Origin of the sequence: Mesoterricola sediminis (assembly GCF_030295425.1) — a bacterium.
Classification (GTDB): Bacteria; Acidobacteriota; Holophagae; order Holophagales; family Holophagaceae; genus Mesoterricola; species Mesoterricola sediminis.
Genome location: NZ_AP027081.1, coordinates 4,009,212 through 4,027,257, shown reverse-complemented (window position 1 = coordinate 4,027,257; position 18,046 = coordinate 4,009,212). Strand labels below are relative to the sequence as shown.

Below are 18,046 nucleotides of genomic sequence, written 5' to 3'. Positions count from 1 at the left end.
CTTTGCATCCTGTTTATCCCCGTTTGAACCACGCAGCGGGTTGCCTCCACCTTGGGGCATGGAGACGGACCATGCCCATCCAGGACCCGCTCACGCAACAGATCATCGGCTTGTGCTATCGAATCGCGAACACGCTGGGGCACGGGTTCATCGAGAAGGTCTATGAGAACGCCCTGGCCTTCGAACTCCGCAGAACCAAGCTGGCCTTTGCCCAACAGCAGTCGATCGAGGTGTTCTATGAGGGCGAGAAGGTGGGCTTGTATAAGGCCGATCTCATCGTCGACGGCCAGGTCATCGTTGAGGTCAAGGCAATCCGGGCCCTAGGCGAGATTGATATCGCTCAAGGCTTGAACTACCTGAGGGCTACTGGCCTTCCGACATGCCTTCTCGTCAATTTCGGACAAGCCAAGATCGAAGTTCGCCGGTTGGCCATGAACCCTGGCCAGGGCGCCGGGAGCATGGAACTCGATGCCAGCGACGTCCAGTAACACGACCCACGACCCATCCCGGCGCTGGCCCTGCTGTAACAGGGATTAACGCAGATGCAGGGGATGAAGTGGGATCGCTTCGCCTACAACCTTCTCCTTCACCCATGTCAGGGAACGCCTTGGGTTTGCCGACAGCGCCCAGTTCCCCCCTCACGCAAGAAGGCCCCTCGCGGAGCCTTCTTTCTTGGGATCCGTCCCGGGCGGGAGCACCCTCCAGGAGGGTGGCCAATTAAGCGAGCGTGTCCCTGACAAGAATCCGGGACACGCTCGCTTAACTGGCCGGGCTAGTGGATCCCCGCGTCCTTCACCACCAGTTCGTTGAGCCGCTTAAGGAAGGCGCCGGGGTCCGGCAGGCGGGAGCCCTCGGCCAGGAGGGCCTGATCGTGGAGGAGCTGGCCGTAGGCCTCCACCCGGGGATCGGCGGCGTCCCGGGCGTGGACGGCCTGGAGGGCCTTCACGACGGGGTGGGCGGGGTTCAGCTCCAGGATCCGGTCCTGGTGGCCGGGGGCCTGGCCCAGCTTCTGGAGGAGGCGCTCCATGTGGGGATCCAGGGCGTCGTCGTCCGCGGCGAGGCGCGAGGCGCTCTCCACCAGGTTCTGGGAGAGGCGCACGTCCTTCACGCCCTTGAACCGGCCCTTGAGGGCGTCCAGCAGCCCCTTGAAGGCGGCCTGGGCCTCCTCGGCCAGGGCCTTCTCCTCGGGCTCGAGCTCGGGCTGGTGGCGGTCGGCGGCCTTCAGGGGCGTGCCCTTGAAGTCGGCCAGGCCGGGGAAGACGAAGGCGTCGATGGGATCGGTGAGCAGCAGCACGTCCCAGCCCTTGCGGCGGAAGGCCTCGAGGCTGGGGGAGGGCTCCAGCACCGCGCGATCCTCGCCGGCCAGCCAATAGATGTCCTTCTGGGCCTCGGGCATGGCGGCCTGGTACTCGGCCAGGGTCGTGGTCTTGCCGGGTTCGGTGCGCAGGCTCTCGAAGAGGAGGAGATCGGCGATCTGCTCCCGGTTGGCGTAATCCCTGGCGAGGCCCTCCTTCAGGATGGGGCCCAGCTCCGAGAAGAAGGTGCGGTAGGCCTCGGGGTCCGAGGTCCTCAGGTCGGTCAGGGCCTGGAAGACGTTCTTCACGAGGCTCTTCTGGATGCGCTCCAGGAGCGGATTGTGCTGGAGCAGCTCCCTGCTGACGTTGAGGGGCAGGTCGGAGCAGTCCACGACCCCCTTCACGAAGCGCAGGTACGGGGGCAGCAGGGCCTCGCAGTGGTCCATGATCTGCACCCGGTTGACGTAGAGCTTCGGCCCGACCTTGGGCTCCGCGAACTGCAGGTCCCAGCTCTTGCGCCGGGGGATGTAGAGCAGGGCCCGGAACTCCAGGGCGCCCTCGGCGGCGTAGTGGATCACCTTGGCGGGATCCTCGAAGTCGCCCGAGATCTGCCGGTAGAAGGCGTTGTGCTCCTCCTCCGTCACGTCGGTCTTGCCCCGCAGCCACAGGGCCTTGCGGGAGTTGAGGGTCTCCTCCTCGACCTTGCGGTCCTCGCCCTCGCCCTTCTCCACGTCCATGACGACGGGGTGCTCGATGAAGTCGGAGAACTGCTTGACGATGGCGCGCAGGCGCCAGGACTCCAGGAACTCCTTCTCGTCCTCCTTGAGGTGGAGGATGACGTCGGTGCCGCGGCCGGCGCGCTCGGCGGGTTCCACCGTGAACTCGCCCAGGCCGTCCGATTCCCAGCGCACCGCCTGGCTGGAACCCGCGGCGCGGGAAAGGACCGTCACCCGGTCGGCGACCATGAAGGCGGAATAGAAGCCCACCCCGAACTGGCCGATGAGGCCGGGCCGCGCGGCCGCGTCCGCGGCCTTCAGGCTCTCCAGAAAGGCCTTGGTGCCGGACTTGGCGATGGTGCCCAGGTTGTCCACAATGGCGTCGTGGTCCATGCCCACGCCGTTGTCGGACACGGTGAGGGTGCGGGCCTCCCTGTCCACGGCCAGGCGGATCCTGAAGTCCCGGTCCCCCTCCAGGAGGTGTTCGTTCTGGAGGGAATTGAACCGGACCTTGTCGATGGCGTCGCTGGCGTTGCTGATCAGCTCCCGCAGGAAGATCTCCTTGTGGGAGTAGAGGCTGTGGGTAATGATGTGCAGCACCTGCTGCAGTTCGCTCTTGAAGGTATGCTTTTCGGACATGGCGCGTCTCCGCTGGCAGAGGGTGAAAATCTACCAGGAATCCGCGTCATTTTACAAGTCCATTCAATTCCAGGATTCCTTCCACATGAGGGCGCCCGTCTGGGTGGAGATGGCCACCTGGGTCTTTTCCACGGGGCACTGGAAGATGTAGACGAACTCGTCGGGAAGGGCCGGGTGCATGGGGCGCATGAGGGTGACCTTCTCGAAGCCGTGGGTGTAGCCGTGCTTCTTCAGCTCGCCGATGGCCTCGTCCAGGCCCACGGCGATCCAGGCATGTTCGATGGGCCGGGCGTCCGTGACGATCACATCCGAGTACTCGAAATTGGTGAAGACGCCCCGGAGGCAGTCGGCCCAGCACTGGCGGTGCTGGGCGGCCTCCATGGCGCCCGGTCCGGGGTTCCGTTCCAGGATCTTGTACTGGAACCGCCAGTGCAGCACGTCCACACCCCGCTGCAGGAGGCCGGGGGAGACGGGGCCGGGGTCGCCGATGATCCGGTAGAGTTCCGTCTTCCGGTTCTCCCCTGAGCTGGAGAGGCCCGTGGACACGAAGTGGCGGGCCTCGGCCTTGAGGCCGTTCAGGTCCTGCAGGGTCTGGGCGCCCAGGGGGAGGGCGGCGGCGAGGATGGCGAGGGCTGCGTGACGGAGCATGGTACCTCCATGGGGCCAACCGCTGGTGCGGTTGGCCATCGGCTAGGTTGGAAGGGGAACCCCGCGCCCCACGGGCCAGGGTCCCGCCCAAAACCTAGGCCGTAGCGGGGTGCGCGCACGGGTAATTTTGAGGGGAAGGCCCCTGTTCCCAGCCTTATAAATAGCGGAGGCCGGCAAGCCGGCCTCCGCGCGCAGGTTCGATGAACCCTACTTCTTCAGCCACTGGTCCAGCCAGCCCAGGACGTTCTGGTGCCACTGGAGGGAATTGGCGGGGCGGAGCACCCAGTGGTTCTCATCGGGGAAGATGAGCAGCTTGGAGGGGATGCCCTTGCGCTGCAGGGCCGTGAAGGTGGAGAGGCCCTGGGCGTAGGTGATGCGGAAATCCTTCATGCCGTGGATGACGAACATGGGGGTCTTCCAGTTCTTCACGAACTCCACGGGGTTCTGCTTGACGTAGCTCTGGGGGTTCTCCCAGGGCAGGCCCTTGTGCTCCCATTCGGGGAACCACAGCTCCTCGGTGTCGTAGTAGGCCATGCGCTCGTCGAGGTTGCCGTCGTGGCACACGAGGGTCTTGAAGCGGTCGGTGTGGCCCGCGATCCAGTTGATCATGAAGCCGCCGTACGAGGCCCCGAGGGCGCCCATGCGGTCCTTGTCCAGGAAGGGGTACTTGGCGAGGGCGAAGTCCAGGCCCTTCATGAGGTCCTCGAAGGGGGCGCCGCCCCAGTCGTCGCGGATGTCGTCGGTGAAGGCCTGGCCGTAGCTGGTGGAGCCGTGGAAGTCGATCATGACGGCGGCGTAGCCGGCGCCGGCGTAGACCTGGGGGTTCCAGCGGTAGTGCCAGTCGTTGCCGAAGGTGCCCTGGGGGCCGCCGTGGATGAGGAAGGCCACGGGATACTTCTTCGCGGGATCGAAGTCCGCGGGGGTGACGATGTAGCCGTAGACGGTATCACCCTTGGCGCCCTTGAAGGAGAACTGCTCGGGCCTGCCCAGCTTCGTCGCGGCCAGGAGACCATCGTTGAAGCGGGTCACGCGGCGGATGTCCTTGCCGGCCGCATCGGTCGTGTAGAGCTCCGTGGGGCCCTGGAGGGAGTGCATGCCGTAGAGGATGCGGCCGTCGTGGGTGAACTCGATGCCGTCCAGGGTGCCCTGGCCCACGATGATCCGGGCCTTGCCGGTGGCGGGGTCAACGGCGAAGAGGGCCCGCTGGCCGAAGTTCTCGGCCTCGGCGTAGATGACCTTCCCGTCCGGGCTCCAGGCGAAGTTGGCCACGGAGCGGTCGCCGCGGGGGGTGTCGTCGGCCTTGAGCACGAACTTGCGCTCCTTGCCGCTCGCCATGTCCCGCAGGACGAGGTCGAAGCGGTCCGCCTCGAAGCCGGGGCGGCTCATGGCCACGTAGGCCAGGGTCCTGCCGTCGGGGCTGAAGCGGGGCTGGGCGTCCCAGGCGGGGTTGGTGGTGAGCTTCGCGGGGGCCTTGGAGCCGTCGGCGGGGACGGCGAAGAGGTCGAAGTTGGTGGACCAGGCTTCCTGGCGGCCCATGTCCCGGGCCGAGAAGACCACGGTGGTCCCGTCGGGGGAGACGGCGAAATCCTCGGCGCCCCCGAAGGGCTTGGAGGGGCAGTCCGCGTCCATGGCGGGCATCAGGTCCACGGCCTTGCCGGTGGAGACTTCATAGCGGAACACGTGGTTGCGGGTGCCGTCCGCCCAGGTGTCCCAGTGACGCACGAAGAGGCGATCGAAGACCATGCCCGTGGCCTTGTCGGCGGCGCGGGCGTCCATGCGCTTCTTGGTCTCCTCGGGGGAGGTGCCGGGGAAGACGGCCATGCCCAGGAAGAGGTGCTTGCCGTCGGGGGCGACGGTAAGGGCGTCCACGTCCAGGGGCAGGTTCGTCACCTGCACCGCCTCGCCGCCGTCCATGGGCATGCGCCACACCTGGGCCGAGCCGGAGCGGGCGGAGACGAAGAACAGGGCCTTGCCGTCGGGGGCCCAGCGGGCCTGGGAATTGCTGGTGCCCGGGGCCGAGACGCGCCGCTTCCAGGCGCCGTCCACCGAGGCCAGCCAGAGCTCGTGGGAGCTCTTGTTGGCGGCCACGTCGGGCTTGGAGACCGAGAAGGCCACCACCTTGCCGTCGGGGGAGACCTTGGGATCGCCCAGGCGCTCCATGGCCAGGAGATCGTTGATGGAGACGGGATGGGTACCCGCGGCCAGGGCGGGTACCGTCATCGCCCCGCAGAGCAGGGACAGGATCAGGGGCCGGAACATGCATCCTCCTCGCCAGCCCGGGGTGGGTTGGCATCGCTACATGATACGTGAGGCCTGGACGGGGACCCAAACGGCAGGCCACCTTGTGACCAAGGCCCGGGGCATCTGGCTAAAAAGGTGACAGGCTCCCAGGTGTCTTGGGCTGAACCGCGAAGCCGACGCCGCGTGACTTGGCGTACGGGTTCTTAGCTTTCCCTTGCCAGCACGAAGGATCGGGACAAGGTGGTTCGGGTGATTCGATCTGCCTACACCTAGTACTCCGCCGGAAGGGCGTTGAGCTGGGCCAGGGTGTAGACGGGGCCGTCCTTGCACACGTAGCTGCTGCCGGTGTTGCAGCGGCCGCACTTGCCCAGGCCGCACTTCATGCGGTTCTCCAGGGTCGTGTAGATGGCGTCGGGCTGGAAGCCGAGCTTCGCCAGGACGGGGAGGGTCAGCTTGATCATGATGGGGGGGCCGCAGACGAGGGCGACGGTGTCGGCGGGGCTGGGGGCCAGGGCCTCCACCACGGGGGGGACGAAGCCCACCTTGCCCTTCCAGTCGGGGGTCTCGCCGCCGGGGTCGACGGTCACCACGAGGTTCACGTCGGGCCGGGCCTCCCACTCGGCCAGTTCGTGCTTGTAGACCAGGTCGGCCACGCTCCGGGCGCCGTAGACGATGGTGATGTCCTTGAACCAGTCCCGCAGGTCCAGGCAGTTCCAGATGACGCTGCGCAGGGGGGGCAGGGCGATGCCGCCGGCCACGAAGACCAGGCTCTTGCCCTTCCACTGCTCGATGGGGAAGCGGTTGCCGTAGGGGCCGCGGAAGCCGACGACGTCGCCCTCCTCCTTGTCGGCGAGGGCGGCGGTGACGCGGCCCACTTCCCGGAAGGTGCACTCGATGTAGCCCTTGCGGGTGGGGCTGGAGGCGATGCAGAAGGTGCTCTCGCCCTCCCCGAAGGCGCTGTAGAGGCCGAACTGGCCGGTCTGGAAGTCGAAGGCGTCGGCGGCGGCCTGGTCCACGAACTCCAGGCGGAAGGTCTTGACGCCCGGGGCCTCGCGGGTGACCTTCGCGATGCGCATGAGGTGAGGGAGGTAGATGTTGGTCTCGCTCATGGCCGCTCCTTACGCCTGCGCCGCTTCCAGGAGGTGCTCCTGGAGGTCCATGTCCACGGGGCACGCGCGGGTGCACTTGCCGCAGCCCACGCAGCCGAGCCTGCCGTAGCGCTCGGGGTAGTAGGAGAACTTGTGGTAGACCCGCTGTCGCCAGCGCTGCGCCTGGCTCTCTCGGGGGTTGTGGCCCGAGGCGTGCAGGGTGAAGAGGGCGGTGCCGCAGGTATCCCAGGTCCTCAGCCGGCGGCCCTCCCTCGCGTCGGCCTCCTCCACGAGGTCGAAGCACACGCAGGAGGGGCACACGAAGGCGCAGGCCCCGCAGCCCAGGCAGCGCAGGCTCTGGCGCTCCCAGAGAGGATCCTCGAAGCGGCCCTGGAGCGAGGCGGTGAGGGCGGCGTGGTCGAAGGCCATGGGCAGGTCGGCCACCTTCTTCTCCAGGCCCGGGTCGGGCCGGAAGGCGTCGGGGCAGAGGGCGGCGAGGGCCGCGCCCTTCTCCGTGACCAGCTCGGCGAGGAAGCCGCCCTGGACGGGGGTGAGGAGGATGTCGCTGCCGGCGGTGGAGCCCGGGCCCCCGCCGACGGAAGTGCAGAAGCAGGCGTCGTCGGCCCGGGTGCAGGCCACGGCCACGATGGCCAGGGCCTCGCGCCGGGCGTTGAAGAAGCGGTCGCGGGTGTCCCAGTTGAAGACGGCGTCCAGGGCCCCGAAGCCCGCGGCGTCGCAGGGCCGGACGCCGAGGAGGACCGTGGGCTCGGCCTTGGGGGCCACGTCCCGGAGGTCCACGCCGCCGCCGGACAGGGAGTATTCGAGGATCCGCTCCACCTTGGGGAAGACGGTCTCCTTGGCGCTGAGGGCGGTCTGGAGGCCTTCCAGGTCGATCTCGGCCGCGGCCTCCACGGGGTTCAGCTCGGCCCGCCCGTCCCGGGCGGTGGGGGCCAGGACGCGCCGTCCGTCGCGGCGCAGGGCCTTGACGAAGGTGTCCAGGGATTCGGATGGGAGGAAACGGGTCTCGGCCATGGCGCCCTACCGGATGAAGGTCTCTTTGTCGTCGGGACGGAAGGTGGAGAGGGCGTAGTCCAGCTTCGCGCTGGTCCCCGCCCGCTGCCCGAACTGGGCATGGACGCTCTCCTGGCAGTGGAAGGCCAGGAGGTGCACGGGGATGCCCACGGGGCAGGCCCGGCCGCAGTCCCCGCATTCCACGCAGCGCCCGGCGAGATGCATCGCCCGCACCATGTGGTATTCCAGGTTGCCCAGGGCGTGGCTGGCCACCGGCACCCACTGGGGACGGTTGCAGTCCATGGTGCAGTGGGCGCAGTAGCACATCGGGCAGGCGTTGCGGCATGCGTAGCACTTCACGCAGCGGGAGAGCTCCTTCTGCCAGTAGGCCCAGCGCTCCTCCCGGGACATGGCGTCGAGCTTCGCGAGCAGCTCGCGGTCGGCGGCCTTGAGCTCCTTGGCCTGGAGGGCCAGGTGGGCCTCGACGTCGGCGGCGCAGGGGAGCTCCGTGACGGTGCCGTCGGCGGCCACGGCCAGGGGCAGGACCTCCTCCTCCTTGACCTGGCGCTCCGCCATGAGCTGGAGGAGGGCCCGCAGCGTGTCGGGGGCGGCGGCCACGGCCACCCGGCCCATGCGCTTCACTTCGCGACGGGTCAGGTAGGCGGCGAGATTCTGGGTGCAGCGCTCGTCGAAGACGAGGGTGGAGGCCTTTGCGGCCTCCCGCACGAAGGCGGGACGGACGGTGCCGCGCCGCCCGGCCTCGAAGCCGATGACGGCCTTCACGGCGCCGGTCTCCAGGAGTTCGCGGGATTTGGTGATCAGGTCCATGGCGTCACTCCACGCCCGCCAGGGCGAGTTCCTTGTAGTCCTGGTAGGGGCCCAGCTCCCGCACCGTGGTGGTGACCTCGTTCACCAGTTCCGCCCAGCGGGCGCCCTCGGCGGCGGAGACCCAGGAGAAGGTCACCCGGCGCGTGTCGATGCCCATGAAGTCCATGAGGCCCCGGTAGACCATCCAGCGCCGCCGGGCGTGGTAGTTGCCGGAGGTGTAGTGGCAGTCGTTGGGGTGGCAGCCGGAGACGATGATGCCGTCGGCGCCCCGGGCGAAGGCCTTGGCCAGGAGCATGAAGTCGATGCGGCCCGTGCAGGGCAGCCGCAGGACCCGGACATTGGGCTGGTACTTGATGCGGCTGGTGCCCGTGAGGTCCGCCCCGGCGTAGGTGCACCAGTTGCAGACGAAGGCGGTGATCTTGGGTTCGAAGGACATGGCGTCGCCCCTAGAGGGTCATGAGTTCGGCGAAGATCTGCTCGTTGCTGAAGCCCTGGATGTCGATGGCCTTGGTGCGGCAGGTGGCGACGCAGGTGCCGCAGCCCTGGCAGAGGCCCGCGTTCACCTTGGCGACGACCTTCAGCACGGACCCGTCCCGGCCCTTGATCTCCTCCTGCTCGATGGCCTGGTAAGGGCAGGCGCTCTGGCAAAGGAAACAGCCGACGCAGTACGAGAACTGCGGGGCCGGGAGGCGGTTCACGACGGCCACCACGGGCTCCCGGGTCAGCTCGTCCCGGGCGAAGAGGGCGGCAACCTTGGCGGCGGCGCCGCTGGCCTGGGCCACGGTCTCGGGGATGTCCCGGGGGGCCTGGCAGGCGCCGGCCAGGTAGATGCCGGCCGTGTTGGTCTCCACCGGCTTGAGCTTGGGGTGGCTCTCCGCGAAGAAGTGGTAGGGGTCGTAGCTGACGTGGAGCTTCTGGGCGAGCTCCTCGCTGCCGTCCTGGCTCTGGACCGCGGTGGCGAGCACGACCATGTCGGCCCGGACCTCCACGGGCGCGCCGCCCTGGAGGGTGTCGGCGCCCTTGACGACGAGCTTGTCGCCGTCCCGGTAGATGCGGGAGACGCGGCCGCGCACGTACTGGACGTCGTCCTCCTCGATGGCGCGGCGCACGAACTCGTCGTAGTCCTTGCCGCCGGAGCGGATGTCCATGTAGAAGACGACGGCCTTGCCGTGGTGCACCTTGTGCCGGTAGAGCATGGCGTGCTTGGCCGTATACATGCAGCAGATCTTCGAGCAGTAGGGCACGCCCTTGGACCGGTCGCGGCTGCCGGAGCAGGCCAGGAAGACCACCGTCTCGGGCTCCTTGCCGTCGCTGGGGCGCTTCATGGCGCCCAGGGTCGGGCCGGAGGCGGAGGCGAGCCGCTCGAACTGCAGGCCGTCCAGGATGTCGGGGTCCTGGCCGTAGCCGTACTCGGGGAACTTGTCGGTGCGCATCACCTTGAAGCCCGTGGCCAGCACGAGGGCGCCCACCTCCAGGGTGACGAGCTCGTCCTCCTGCTCGTAGCGGATGGCGCCCGTGGGGCACATCTTCTCGCAGACCTTGCACTTGCCGGCCTTGAAAAAGGTGCAGTTGGCGGTGTCGATGACGGGCTTGTTGGGCACGGCCTGGGGGAAGGGCACGTAGATGGCGGTGCGGTTGCCGAGGCCCTCGTTGAACTCGTCCTTGATCTTCTTCTGGGGGCACTTCTGGATGCAGAGCCCGCAGCCCGTGCAGAGCTTCTCGTCGATCTTCCGGGCCTTGCGGCGGATGGTCGCCTTGAAATTGCCGATGAAACCCTCGAGCTTCTCCAGCTCGGAATAGGTCATCAGGGTGATGTTGGGGTGGCGCGCGGCCTCCACCATGCGGGGGGTGAGGATGCACTGGGAGCAGTCCAGGGTCGGGAAGGTCTCCGAGAGCTGGCTCATGTGGCCGCCGATGGAGGGGGACTTCTCGACCAGCACCACCTGGTGGCCCGCGTCGGCGATGTCGAGCGCGGCCTGGATGCCGGCGATGCCGCCGCCCAGGACCAGGGCCCGCTTGGTGACGGGGACCTTGATGGGGTGGAGGGGCTGGTTGTGCTTGACCTTCTCGACCATGACCCGCACGAGGTCGGCGGCCTTCTCCGTGGTGACCTCGCCCTTCTCGTGCACCCAGCTGCAGTGCTCGCGGAGGTTGGCCATCTCGCAGAGGTAGGGGTTCAGGCCGGCCTGGGCCACGGCGGCCCGGAAGGTGGGCTCGTGCATGCGGGGGGAGCAGGCCGCGACGACCACGCCGGTGAGGCCGTGCTCCTTGATGGCCTCCTTGATCATGGTCTGGCCCGGGTCGGAGCACATGTACTTGTAGTCCACGGAATGGACGACCCCGGGGACGGAGCGGGTGCATTCGGCCACCTTGGCGCAATCGACGGTGGCGCCGATGTTCTCGCCGCAGTGGCAGGTGAAGACGCCGATACGGGACATGGCTGCCTCCTCAGGCTCTGGCCGGCATGGCGGGGACCATGTGGCGGTGCAGGCCCAGCTTCTCCGGATCCAGGTCAAGGGCCAGGCCCAGGGCCTGGGTGATGTAGAGGACGGGGATGTCGAGTTCCCGGCCCAGGTGGGCGTTGATCTCGGGCCGGCGCATGTCCAGGTTGGACTGGCACATGGGGCAGGCCACGAGGACGGCCTCGGCCCCGGCCTTCACGGCCGCGTCCAGGACGCGCCCGGAGAGCTTGGCGACGATGTCGGTGCGGGTGACGGAGAAGGAGGCGCCGCAGCACTCGGTCTTGTGGGACCAGGGCAGGGGGACGGCCCCGGCGGCCTCGGCCAGCAGGTCCATGGAGCGGGGGTCCTCGGGGCGATCGAAGGCGACGACGCGGGGAGGACGGACCAGGAGACAGCCGTAGTAGCAGGCCACCTTGCGTCCGAAGGGGGTCTTCACCCGGGCCTGGATGGTATCGCGCAGGCGGTCGAGGACCTCCAGCACGTTCAGGACCCGGACCCGAGTGGCGGCCGGGGCGCCGGTGATGCCGGCGATCTCCTCCGCGAAGGCGGGGTTCTTGGCGAGGGCCTGCTGGGCGGAGACGAGGCGGTTGTAGCAGGCGGCGCAGGGGGCCAGGACTTCGTCCAGGCCCGCCTCGGCGGCCTGGGCCAGGATCCGGGCGGGAAGGGCGGCGGCCAGCTTGGCGTCCAGCACGTGGGCGCTGGACGCGCCGCAGCAGTTCCAGTCCGGCACCTGGACCAGGTCCAGGTCCAGGGCGGCGGCCACGGCCCGCACGGATTCGTCGAATTCCCGGCTGGAGCCGAGCAGGGAGCAACCGGGGTAGTAGCCCATGCGCATGGCGTCACCTCCCCTTTCCGAGGGTCCGGGCAAAGATGCCCTTCAGGGCGTTGCGGCCCTTGATCAGGTGGGGCAGGAGGGGCAGCTTCCCGCGGACATACATCTTGGGGGCCAGGGTCACGTCCTTGAACAGGTGGCGGCTCCGGGCCTTGTAGTCGGCCACCAGGCCGATCTCGTAAAGGCGGCCGGTGGTGCGCACGGAATCCATGAAAGCCACGTGGAAGGCCACGATGTCCCGACTCCGGGGGTGGGCCAGGCCCGCCTGGAGGGCCTCGTGCCGCACGTGGTCCATGACCTGGGCGACCTCCACCTCCTGGGGGCAGCGGGTGGAACAGGTCTCGCAGGTGAGGCAGAGCCAGATCCCTTCACTGGCCATCACCTGCCGGTCGAGCTCGGGGTCGCCCATCTGGAGGAGGCGCATGGCCCGGCTGGAGGTCAGGTCCATGTCCTCGGCCACGGGGCAACCGGCGGAGCACTTCCCGCACTGGTAGCAGTGGTTCAAGTTGACCCCGAGGTCCCTGCGCAGACGGGCCTTGAGGGTGTCGGGTTCGTGTGAAGGGCTGCCCATAGGCCTCTCCTCCAGGCGGAAAGTCGGGATCGAATGGCTGGAAGCCAGCGGCCGGGGGGTGGCTCGGTCCACAGGCAGGTTAGGCGCCGGTCCGGCCAGGTTTCCCGCCGCGCCGCCGCCCCTCGATTCTAGCGCCGGGAGCCGGGAAGTGCGAACAATCGTTCTAAAAATATCGAAAGTAACATGACTATTTTTATAGGTTATTTTGGGAGGGTGGACAGAATGCGACGCTTTTCCCGACCCTGGCTGCGCCGGCGCTGGAAGCGCCTGGCGGGGCTGGGGGTGACCCTGGGCGTGATAACTTGGTTGTGCATGAGTTCCTGGCCCCTCTCCCTCTCCCTGCTGCGCCTGTACCCTAAGCGGGCAGGCAGTGCTGCGGCCGGTTGGGCCGCGGGCCGGTCTCTTCCGGGCCCCCTCCGCCGCGCGGTGCTCACCCGTTTCGTGCGGGCCTACGGGGTCGACATGGCCGAGGCCGAACTGCCCCTCGAGGCCTACCCCAGCCTCCAGGCCCTCTTCACCCGGCGCCTCAAGCCCGGGTTGCGCCCCCAGGAGCTCCTGGTGCCGGGGGCGGTGAACAGCCCCGTGGACGGCAGGATCATCGCCTGCGGCCGCATCGAGGCCGGGCACGCCATCCAGGCCAAGGGCCTCCCCTACGCCCTGCAGGACCTGCTGAAGCACGACCCCATGGCCATGCGGTTCGAGGGGGGGCACTACCTCACCCTCTACCTCTCGCCCCGGGACTACCACCGCATCCATGTCCCCTTCCAGGGGAAGGTCACCTCCGTGGGCCGGGTCGAGGGCGAGCTCTGGCCCGTCAACGACGCGAGCACGGCCCATGTGCCGCGCCTCTACGCCCGCAACCGCCGCGCGACCTGGGTCGCCACCGGGACCGGCCCCGACGAGGGGCTGGAGGTGGCCGCCGTCGCCGTCGGGGCCACCCACGTGGGGGGCGTCCTCCTCGATCCCCGGTGGCTGGGCGGGCGCGAGCTGCCCCGGGACGGCGCCTTCGGGGTGGACGACCTGCCCTGCCGCGCCGGGGACGACCTCGGCACCTTCCAGTTCGGCAGCACCGTCGTGCTCCTGATCGGCGGTCCCGGCGCCGGGCGCTGGCGGCCCCTCCTCACGGAAGGCCCCGTCCAGGTCGGCCAGCGGCTGGGGTCGTACCCGTGACCGGCCCGGACGACGCCATCTTCCAGGACGCGGAACCCCTCTGGGAGGCCGGCGGGGATCTGGCCGGGGCCCTGGAGGCGATCCTGGCGGCCTCGGGCGAGGTGATGGACATGGCCCGCCTCCGGGAGGTCACCGGCCTGGGCGAGGGCACCCTCCGGCTGGGCCTGGAGAAGCTGGGCGAACGCCTCCAGCCGCCCTGCGGCATGCGCCTGCTCGAGGTGGGCGGAGGCTGGCGGCTCGCGGCGGCGCCCGAGTACCAGGCCATGGTCTCGCGCCTCGTCACCATCACCCGGAGCGGCAAGCTGACGCCGGCCCAGGTGGAGACGCTGGCCATCATCGCCTACCGGCAGCCGGTGACGATCCCCGAGATCAACGAGCTGCGCGGCGTCACGAGCTGCGCCAACCAGGTCAAGAGCCTCCTGGAGCGGGAGCTCATCCTCCCCGCCGGCCGGAAGTCGGTGGTGGGGCGGCCCATGATGTACGCCACCACCCGGAAGTTCCTCGTCCATTTCGGTCTCAACAGCCTCAACGACCTGCCTCGCCTGGCGGACTTCGGGGAGGGGAACCTGGAGGCGCAGGCGCTGGCGCGCCTGGAGCCCGCGCTGCCCGAGGGCGGCCTCTTCGAGGGGCTGGACGAGGACATGGGCCCGGAGGACTTGCAGGAGGGGCCGGATGACGGCAGCGACGTTTAAGGGCTGGACCCGCCCGGGGCCCTTGCCGCCCGGGGGCCTCGAGCCGGAGGAGGGGGAGACCCTCGACTACATCTGCGGCCACTACCGCATCTTCCAGTACCGCCGGGGCCACCGCTTCTCCACCGACGACATCCTCGCCGCGTGGTACGGCACCTCGTGGTGCCCCCGCGCCGACCGCATCGCCGACCTGGGCTCGGGCATCGGGAGCGTGGCCGTCTCCATGGCCTGGCGCTGTCCCGGGGCCCGCATCCACACGGTCGAGGCCCAGGACATCTCGGCGCGCCTGGCCCGCAAGACCATGGCCTACAACGGCCTCGAGGACCGGGTCACCATCCACGAGGGGGACCTGCGCGACCCCTCCGTCCTCGCGGGCGAGGCCCCCTTCGACCTGGTGACCGGGACGCCGCCGTACTGGCCGCTGGGCACCAAGGTGGAGGCCGCCCATCCCCAGGCCATCCCCGCGCGCCTGGAGGTGCGGGGGGAGATTGGGGACTACGCCAAGGCCGCGGCCCGGATCCTGGCGCCGGGCGGGATATTCGCCACGGTCTTCCCGCTGGACCAGATCCCCCGCGCGGAGCGGGCCTACCGCGAGGCCGGCCTGCTGCTGATGCGGCGCCAGGACGTGATCTTCAAGGACGGGGACCCTTACGGGCTGGGCCTCTTCGCCGGCTGCCGGAAGGAGGACCTCCCCGAGGGCTTCGACGCCGCCGCGGGCTTCCCGGTGCGCGCCCCGGACATCACCATCCGCCGGCGGGACGGCAGCGTCGACCCGACCATCGCCATGGTGAGGCTCTGCATGGGCTTTCCGCCGGGACTCGCCGTTCCGGCATGACCTTTTCTTGATAACCTGCCTCTGTCAAGAAACCACTTGAGGCGCACATGGACCGGGGAACGCTGATCGGCTTGCTGCTGGGCCTGGCCCTCCTGGTCACGGCCATCTCCATCGGGCCCAACCCGAGGATCTTCCTGCATCCGGAAAGCCTCGTCGTGGTGCTGGGGGGCGTCATCGCCTCCACCATGATCCGCTTCCCCCTCTCGAACGTGCGGTCCGCCTTCGCCGTGGCCTCCCGGGCCTTCCTCACCCACACCCGCACCAGCCGGGAGATCGTCAACGAGCTGGTGGGCCTCTCCCAGCGGGCCCGGCGCGAGGGCGTCCTGGGGCTGGAGAAGCACCTGCCCTCCGACGCCTTCATGGCCCAGGGCATCCGGATGGTGGTGGACCGGGTCTCCCGCGACCACATCCACGACGTGCTCGCCCAGGAGATCCAGACGACCTTCGAGCGGCACACGCTCGGGCAGGAGATCTTCCGGTTCATCGCCTCGGCGGCCCCCAGCTTCGGCATGGTGGGCACCCTCATCGGCATGGTGCACCTCTTCGTGAGCCTGAAGGACCCCAGCGGCATCGGCCACGGCATGGCCCTCTCCCTCCTGTCCACCCTCTACGGCGCGGTCATCGCCTACCTCATCGCCCTGCCCATCTCCGGCAAGCTCGAGCTCCGCTCCCGCGAGGAGCTCCAGACCCGCCGGCTCATGCTCGAGGGCATCCTGGGCATCCGGGACGAGATGAACCCCGGCCAGCTGGAGGAGGCCCTCAACGCCTTCCTGGCCCCCGAGTTCAGGACGCGCAGGGCGGGCGGATCCAATGGCTAAGGTCCTCGGACGCTTCCAGCGCCGGAAGGACGACTACGAGAGCCTCTGGCTCATCACCTTCGCCGACCTGATGGTGCAGCTCATGGCGTTCTTCGCCGTGATCTACGGCCTCACCAGCCAGGACCAGCGCAAGATCAAGGACGTGCTCCTGGCCCTCCAGGTCGAGCTGGGCGCCAAGGGGGAGGGCATCCTCCCCGGGCACCAGGGCATCGCGCCGGAGCAGGCCGGGGACCTGGAGAAGCTCCTCGCCGACATCCGCCCCGTGGAGGGGCAGGACGCCGGGGTCCGCCTGCAGGTCGTCAAGTTCCGGGGCGGCGTCCTCTTCCCCGAGGGGAGCACCGCCATCGATCCGACCTACGAGGCCATGCTGCGCAGGATCACGGAGATCACCATCCAGTACCCCGGCTACACCCTGGTCTGCGAGGGGCACACCGCCCAGGGGGAGCGGGGGCGGGCCCAGGACCCCCTCGACCTGAGCGGCCAGCGGGCCCAGGCCGTGGTGCGGGCCCTCGCCGCCCTGGGCATGGACCCCGCCATCCTGGCCGCCGAGGCCCACGGCGACAGCCAGCTCGAGGGCAATCCGGACACGCCGGAGGGCCGGGCCCTGCAGCGCCGGGTGATGTTCCGCTTCCAGCGGCCCTCCGAGCGCAAATGAAGCGGGGCGGCCGAAGCCGCCCCGCTCCAGTCGCGCCAGGCGCGCTACTCCTCGGGATCGTCGTAGTCGGCGTTGTGCCAGACGTCCTGGACGTCGTCGTTGTCCTCCAGGAGGTCGACGAGCTTGAGGAAGCTCTTGAGCTTGTCGTTGTTCATGTCGACGCGCACCGCGGAGGCGCGGATGATGCCGGACTCGATGACGGGGAGGCCCGCGGCGTCGACGGCGTCCTTGACGACCTGGTAGTTGGCGGGATCGGTGGTGATGACCCAGGCGCCGTCCTCGTTCTTCACGTCGTCCGCGCCGGCCTCGAGGGCCACTTCCATGACCTTGTCCTCGGAGACCTCGGGGTCGACGACGATCTGGCCCTGCTTGGCGAACATGTAGGACACCGAGTTCGCCGCGCCCAGCTCGCTGCCGAACTTGGCGAAGTAGGAGCGGATCTCGGGGGTGGTGCGGTTCTTGTTGTCGGTGAGGGCGTCCACCAGGATGGCCACGCCGCCGGGACCGTAGCCTTCGTAGGTCACCTCTTCGTAGCTCACGCCCTCGAGTTCGCCGGTGCCCTTCTTGATGGCGCGCTCCCAGTTCTCCTTGGGCATGTTGTTGGCCTTGGCCTGGTCAACGGCCAGGCGCAGCCGGGGATTGGCGGCCACATCCCCGCCTCCCAGGCGGGCCGCGACCGTGATCTCCTTCAGGACGCGGGTGAAGATCTTTCCCCGCTTGGCGTCAAGGGCGCCCTTCTTGTGCTTGATCGTGGACCATTTATTGTGGCCGGACATCGTCTACTCCGTGAGGTAAGGGAAATCAGCCCCGGATGGCGCGCTTGGACACCCGGGCGAAGGGAGGCGGTTCCTGGCGGATCACGGGGCGCTCCAGCATGAACTGGTACCACTGCTCGCCATAGACCTTCATCTTCATGGGCTTGTTGTTCTGGAGGGCGTTGCGGTTGGTGACGAGGCGCTCGTCGCCCTCGCAGACCTTGATGCCCTGGTTGAGGATCGCGATGGCCTCGTCCCGCTCCTTCATCTCGCAGAGGACATAGGCGTAGATGCCATAGAGGAGGCTCTCCTTGCGCCCGGCCTTGAGGGCGAGCTTGAAGGTCTCCCGGGCCTGCTTCTTCTCCCCGCGCTTCCACTGCAGGATGCCCAGCATGGCCTTGGCGATGTAGTGCTGGTAGCTGGCGGCCTTGAGCAGGGGCTCGGCCTCCTCGTGCTTCTTGCGCACGTACTGGACGACGCCGATCTGGCCGTCGATGGAGCCCTTGATCATGAACTGGTAGGGGGCCAGGGCGTAGCCTTCCTTCATGACCTCGATGGCGGGATCGAACTGCTGCTTCTTCATCAGCTCGCCCGCTCGGTTGAAGATGGCTTCCAGGCGCTGCTGGATGACCCGTCCCCGCCAGATGAACATGGCGATGCCCGCCACCAGGCCCAGGGGAAGTCCGACCCAGAGGGTGACCTTCAGAAGGGCGAAGACGAGGACAACGGCGATGGCAACGCCAAGGCCCATCAGGAGGTTCAGCACAGGGGCTCCCGTCGTAGGCCGGAAAAC

The 18,046-nt window shown here is 68.6% G+C and carries 18 protein-coding genes; 6 read left to right on the top strand and 12 right to left on the bottom strand.

The genetic code is table 11. The features are described from left to right. Positions 1-71 precede the first annotated feature (71 nt). On the top strand, positions 72-488 hold the full coding sequence (locus R2J75_RS17510; protein ID WP_316410708.1) for a GxxExxY protein: 417 nt from the start codon (positions 72-74) through the stop codon (positions 486-488). Positions 489-772: 284 nt separating this feature from the next. Here R2J75_RS17510 and htpG read toward each other — a convergent pair whose 3' ends face one another. The 10 genes from htpG to R2J75_RS17460 all read right to left on the bottom strand — a co-directional run bounded on the left by htpG (position 773) and on the right by R2J75_RS17460 (position 12,331). After that, entirely contained in the window at positions 773-2,650 is a 1,878-nt protein-coding gene (gene htpG / locus R2J75_RS17505) for a molecular chaperone HtpG (protein ID WP_243345837.1), read from the bottom strand. Between the two features lie 63 nt (positions 2,651-2,713). Further along, complete coding sequence (locus R2J75_RS17500) at positions 2,714-3,298, bottom strand: hypothetical protein (RefSeq protein WP_243345836.1); 585 nt, start codon at positions 3,296-3,298, stop codon at positions 2,714-2,716. A gap of 207 nt (positions 3,299-3,505) precedes the next feature. Next, positions 3,506-5,557 (bottom strand): S9 family peptidase, encoded by a 2,052-nt coding sequence (locus tag R2J75_RS17495; protein WP_243345835.1) that lies wholly within the window; start codon positions 5,555-5,557, stop codon positions 3,506-3,508. Positions 5,558-5,808: 251 nt separating this feature from the next. Continuing rightward, a complete protein-coding gene (locus R2J75_RS17490) occupies positions 5,809-6,648 on the bottom strand; it encodes an FAD/NAD(P)-binding protein (RefSeq protein ID WP_243329063.1) in 840 nt (279 codons plus the stop codon). 9 nt (positions 6,649-6,657) lie between these two features. Continuing rightward, a complete protein-coding gene (locus R2J75_RS17485) occupies positions 6,658-7,659 on the bottom strand; it encodes a 4Fe-4S dicluster domain-containing protein (RefSeq protein ID WP_243345833.1) in 1,002 nt (333 codons plus the stop codon). Between the two features lie 6 nt (positions 7,660-7,665). Then, a complete protein-coding gene (locus R2J75_RS17480; protein WP_243345831.1) occupies positions 7,666-8,466 on the bottom strand; it encodes a 4Fe-4S dicluster domain-containing protein in 801 nt (266 codons plus the stop codon). Between the two features lie 4 nt (positions 8,467-8,470). Beyond that, the gene (locus R2J75_RS17475; RefSeq protein ID WP_243329066.1) at positions 8,471-8,902 is read right to left on the bottom strand and encodes a hydrogenase iron-sulfur subunit; all 432 of its coding nucleotides are present in this window, start codon (positions 8,900-8,902) and stop codon (positions 8,471-8,473) included. Positions 8,903-8,912: 10 nt separating this feature from the next. Continuing rightward, positions 8,913-10,904: a CoB--CoM heterodisulfide reductase iron-sulfur subunit A family protein gene (locus tag R2J75_RS17470; protein WP_243329067.1), complete on the bottom strand. Its 1,992-nt coding sequence runs from the start codon at positions 10,902-10,904 to the stop codon at positions 8,913-8,915. Positions 10,905-10,914: 10 nt separating this feature from the next. Next, positions 10,915-11,763, bottom strand: coding sequence for a CoB--CoM heterodisulfide reductase iron-sulfur subunit B family protein (locus R2J75_RS17465; RefSeq protein ID WP_243329068.1), 849 nt, complete (start codon positions 11,761-11,763; stop codon positions 10,915-10,917). Between the two features lie 4 nt (positions 11,764-11,767). After that, complete coding sequence (locus R2J75_RS17460; RefSeq protein ID WP_243329069.1) at positions 11,768-12,331, bottom strand: 4Fe-4S dicluster domain-containing protein; 564 nt, start codon at positions 12,329-12,331, stop codon at positions 11,768-11,770. A gap of 222 nt (positions 12,332-12,553) precedes the next feature. Here R2J75_RS17460 and asd point away from each other — a divergent pair, with 222 nt between their 5' ends. From asd to R2J75_RS17435, 5 genes are read left to right on the top strand one after another with little or no spacing between them, the layout of a single operon-like run. Continuing rightward, positions 12,554-13,501, top strand: coding sequence for an archaetidylserine decarboxylase (gene asd, locus R2J75_RS17455; RefSeq protein ID WP_243329070.1), 948 nt, complete (start codon positions 12,554-12,556; stop codon positions 13,499-13,501). Beyond that, positions 13,498-14,193, top strand: coding sequence for an SMC-Scp complex subunit ScpB (scpB, locus tag R2J75_RS17450; RefSeq protein WP_243329071.1), 696 nt, complete (start codon positions 13,498-13,500; stop codon positions 14,191-14,193). The genes asd and scpB overlap by 4 nt, the downstream gene beginning before the upstream one ends. 22 nt (positions 14,194-14,215) lie before the next feature. Next, positions 14,216-15,025: a tRNA1(Val) (adenine(37)-N6)-methyltransferase gene (locus tag R2J75_RS17445; protein ID WP_316410707.1), complete on the top strand. Its 810-nt coding sequence runs from the start codon at positions 14,216-14,218 to the stop codon at positions 15,023-15,025. Positions 15,026-15,072: 47 nt separating this feature from the next. Further along, complete coding sequence (locus R2J75_RS17440; protein WP_243329073.1) at positions 15,073-15,843, top strand: motility protein A; 771 nt, start codon at positions 15,073-15,075, stop codon at positions 15,841-15,843. Then, positions 15,836-16,498 carry an OmpA/MotB family protein gene (locus R2J75_RS17435; protein ID WP_316410706.1) on the top strand — a complete coding sequence of 221 codons (663 nt, stop codon included), beginning with the start codon at positions 15,836-15,838 and terminating at the stop codon, positions 16,496-16,498. Before R2J75_RS17440 ends, R2J75_RS17435 begins: the two co-directional genes overlap by 8 nt. A gap of 44 nt (positions 16,499-16,542) precedes the next feature. Here R2J75_RS17435 and R2J75_RS17430 read toward each other — a convergent pair whose 3' ends face one another. Together R2J75_RS17430 and R2J75_RS17425 are read right to left on the bottom strand one after the other, a co-directional pair. Further along, positions 16,543-17,274 carry a YebC/PmpR family DNA-binding transcriptional regulator gene (locus R2J75_RS17430; RefSeq protein WP_243329075.1) on the bottom strand — a complete coding sequence of 244 codons (732 nt, stop codon included), beginning with the start codon at positions 17,272-17,274 and terminating at the stop codon, positions 16,543-16,545. 25 nt (positions 17,275-17,299) lie between these two features. Further along, positions 17,300-18,019, bottom strand: coding sequence for a tetratricopeptide repeat protein (locus R2J75_RS17425; protein ID WP_243329076.1), 720 nt, complete (start codon positions 18,017-18,019; stop codon positions 17,300-17,302). Positions 18,020-18,046: the final 27 nt, after the last annotated feature.

Coding starts and splice junctions, on each gene's coding strand:
- R2J75_RS17430 (WP_243329075.1), bottom strand. CDS start 17,274: ATGTCCGGCCACAATAAATGGTCCACGATCAAGCACAAGAAGGGCGCC.
- R2J75_RS17460 (WP_243329069.1), bottom strand. CDS start 12,331: ATGGGCAGCCCTTCACACGAACCCGACACCCTCAAGGCCCGTCTGCGC.
- R2J75_RS17475 (WP_243329066.1), bottom strand. CDS start 8,902: ATGTCCTTCGAACCCAAGATCACCGCCTTCGTCTGCAACTGGTGCACC.
- R2J75_RS17495 (WP_243345835.1), bottom strand. CDS start 5,557: ATGTTCCGGCCCCTGATCCTGTCCCTGCTCTGCGGGGCGATGACGGTA.
- R2J75_RS17465 (WP_243329068.1), bottom strand. CDS start 11,763: ATGCGCATGGGCTACTACCCCGGTTGCTCCCTGCTCGGCTCCAGCCGG.
- R2J75_RS17480 (WP_243345831.1), bottom strand. CDS start 8,466: ATGGACCTGATCACCAAATCCCGCGAACTCCTGGAGACCGGCGCCGTG.
- R2J75_RS17440 (WP_243329073.1), top strand. CDS start 15,073: ATGGACCGGGGAACGCTGATCGGCTTGCTGCTGGGCCTGGCCCTCCTG.
- asd (WP_243329070.1), top strand. CDS start 12,554: ATGCGACGCTTTTCCCGACCCTGGCTGCGCCGGCGCTGGAAGCGCCTG.
- R2J75_RS17490 (WP_243329063.1), bottom strand. CDS start 6,648: ATGAGCGAGACCAACATCTACCTCCCTCACCTCATGCGCATCGCGAAG.
- htpG (WP_243345837.1), bottom strand. CDS start 2,650: ATGTCCGAAAAGCATACCTTCAAGAGCGAACTGCAGCAGGTGCTGCAC.
- R2J75_RS17510 (WP_316410708.1), top strand. CDS start 72: ATGCCCATCCAGGACCCGCTCACGCAACAGATCATCGGCTTGTGCTAT.
- R2J75_RS17485 (WP_243345833.1), bottom strand. CDS start 7,659: ATGGCCGAGACCCGTTTCCTCCCATCCGAATCCCTGGACACCTTCGTC.
- R2J75_RS17470 (WP_243329067.1), bottom strand. CDS start 10,904: ATGTCCCGTATCGGCGTCTTCACCTGCCACTGCGGCGAGAACATCGGC.
- R2J75_RS17435 (WP_316410706.1), top strand. CDS start 15,836: ATGGCTAAGGTCCTCGGACGCTTCCAGCGCCGGAAGGACGACTACGAG.
- R2J75_RS17500 (WP_243345836.1), bottom strand. CDS start 3,298: ATGCTCCGTCACGCAGCCCTCGCCATCCTCGCCGCCGCCCTCCCCCTG.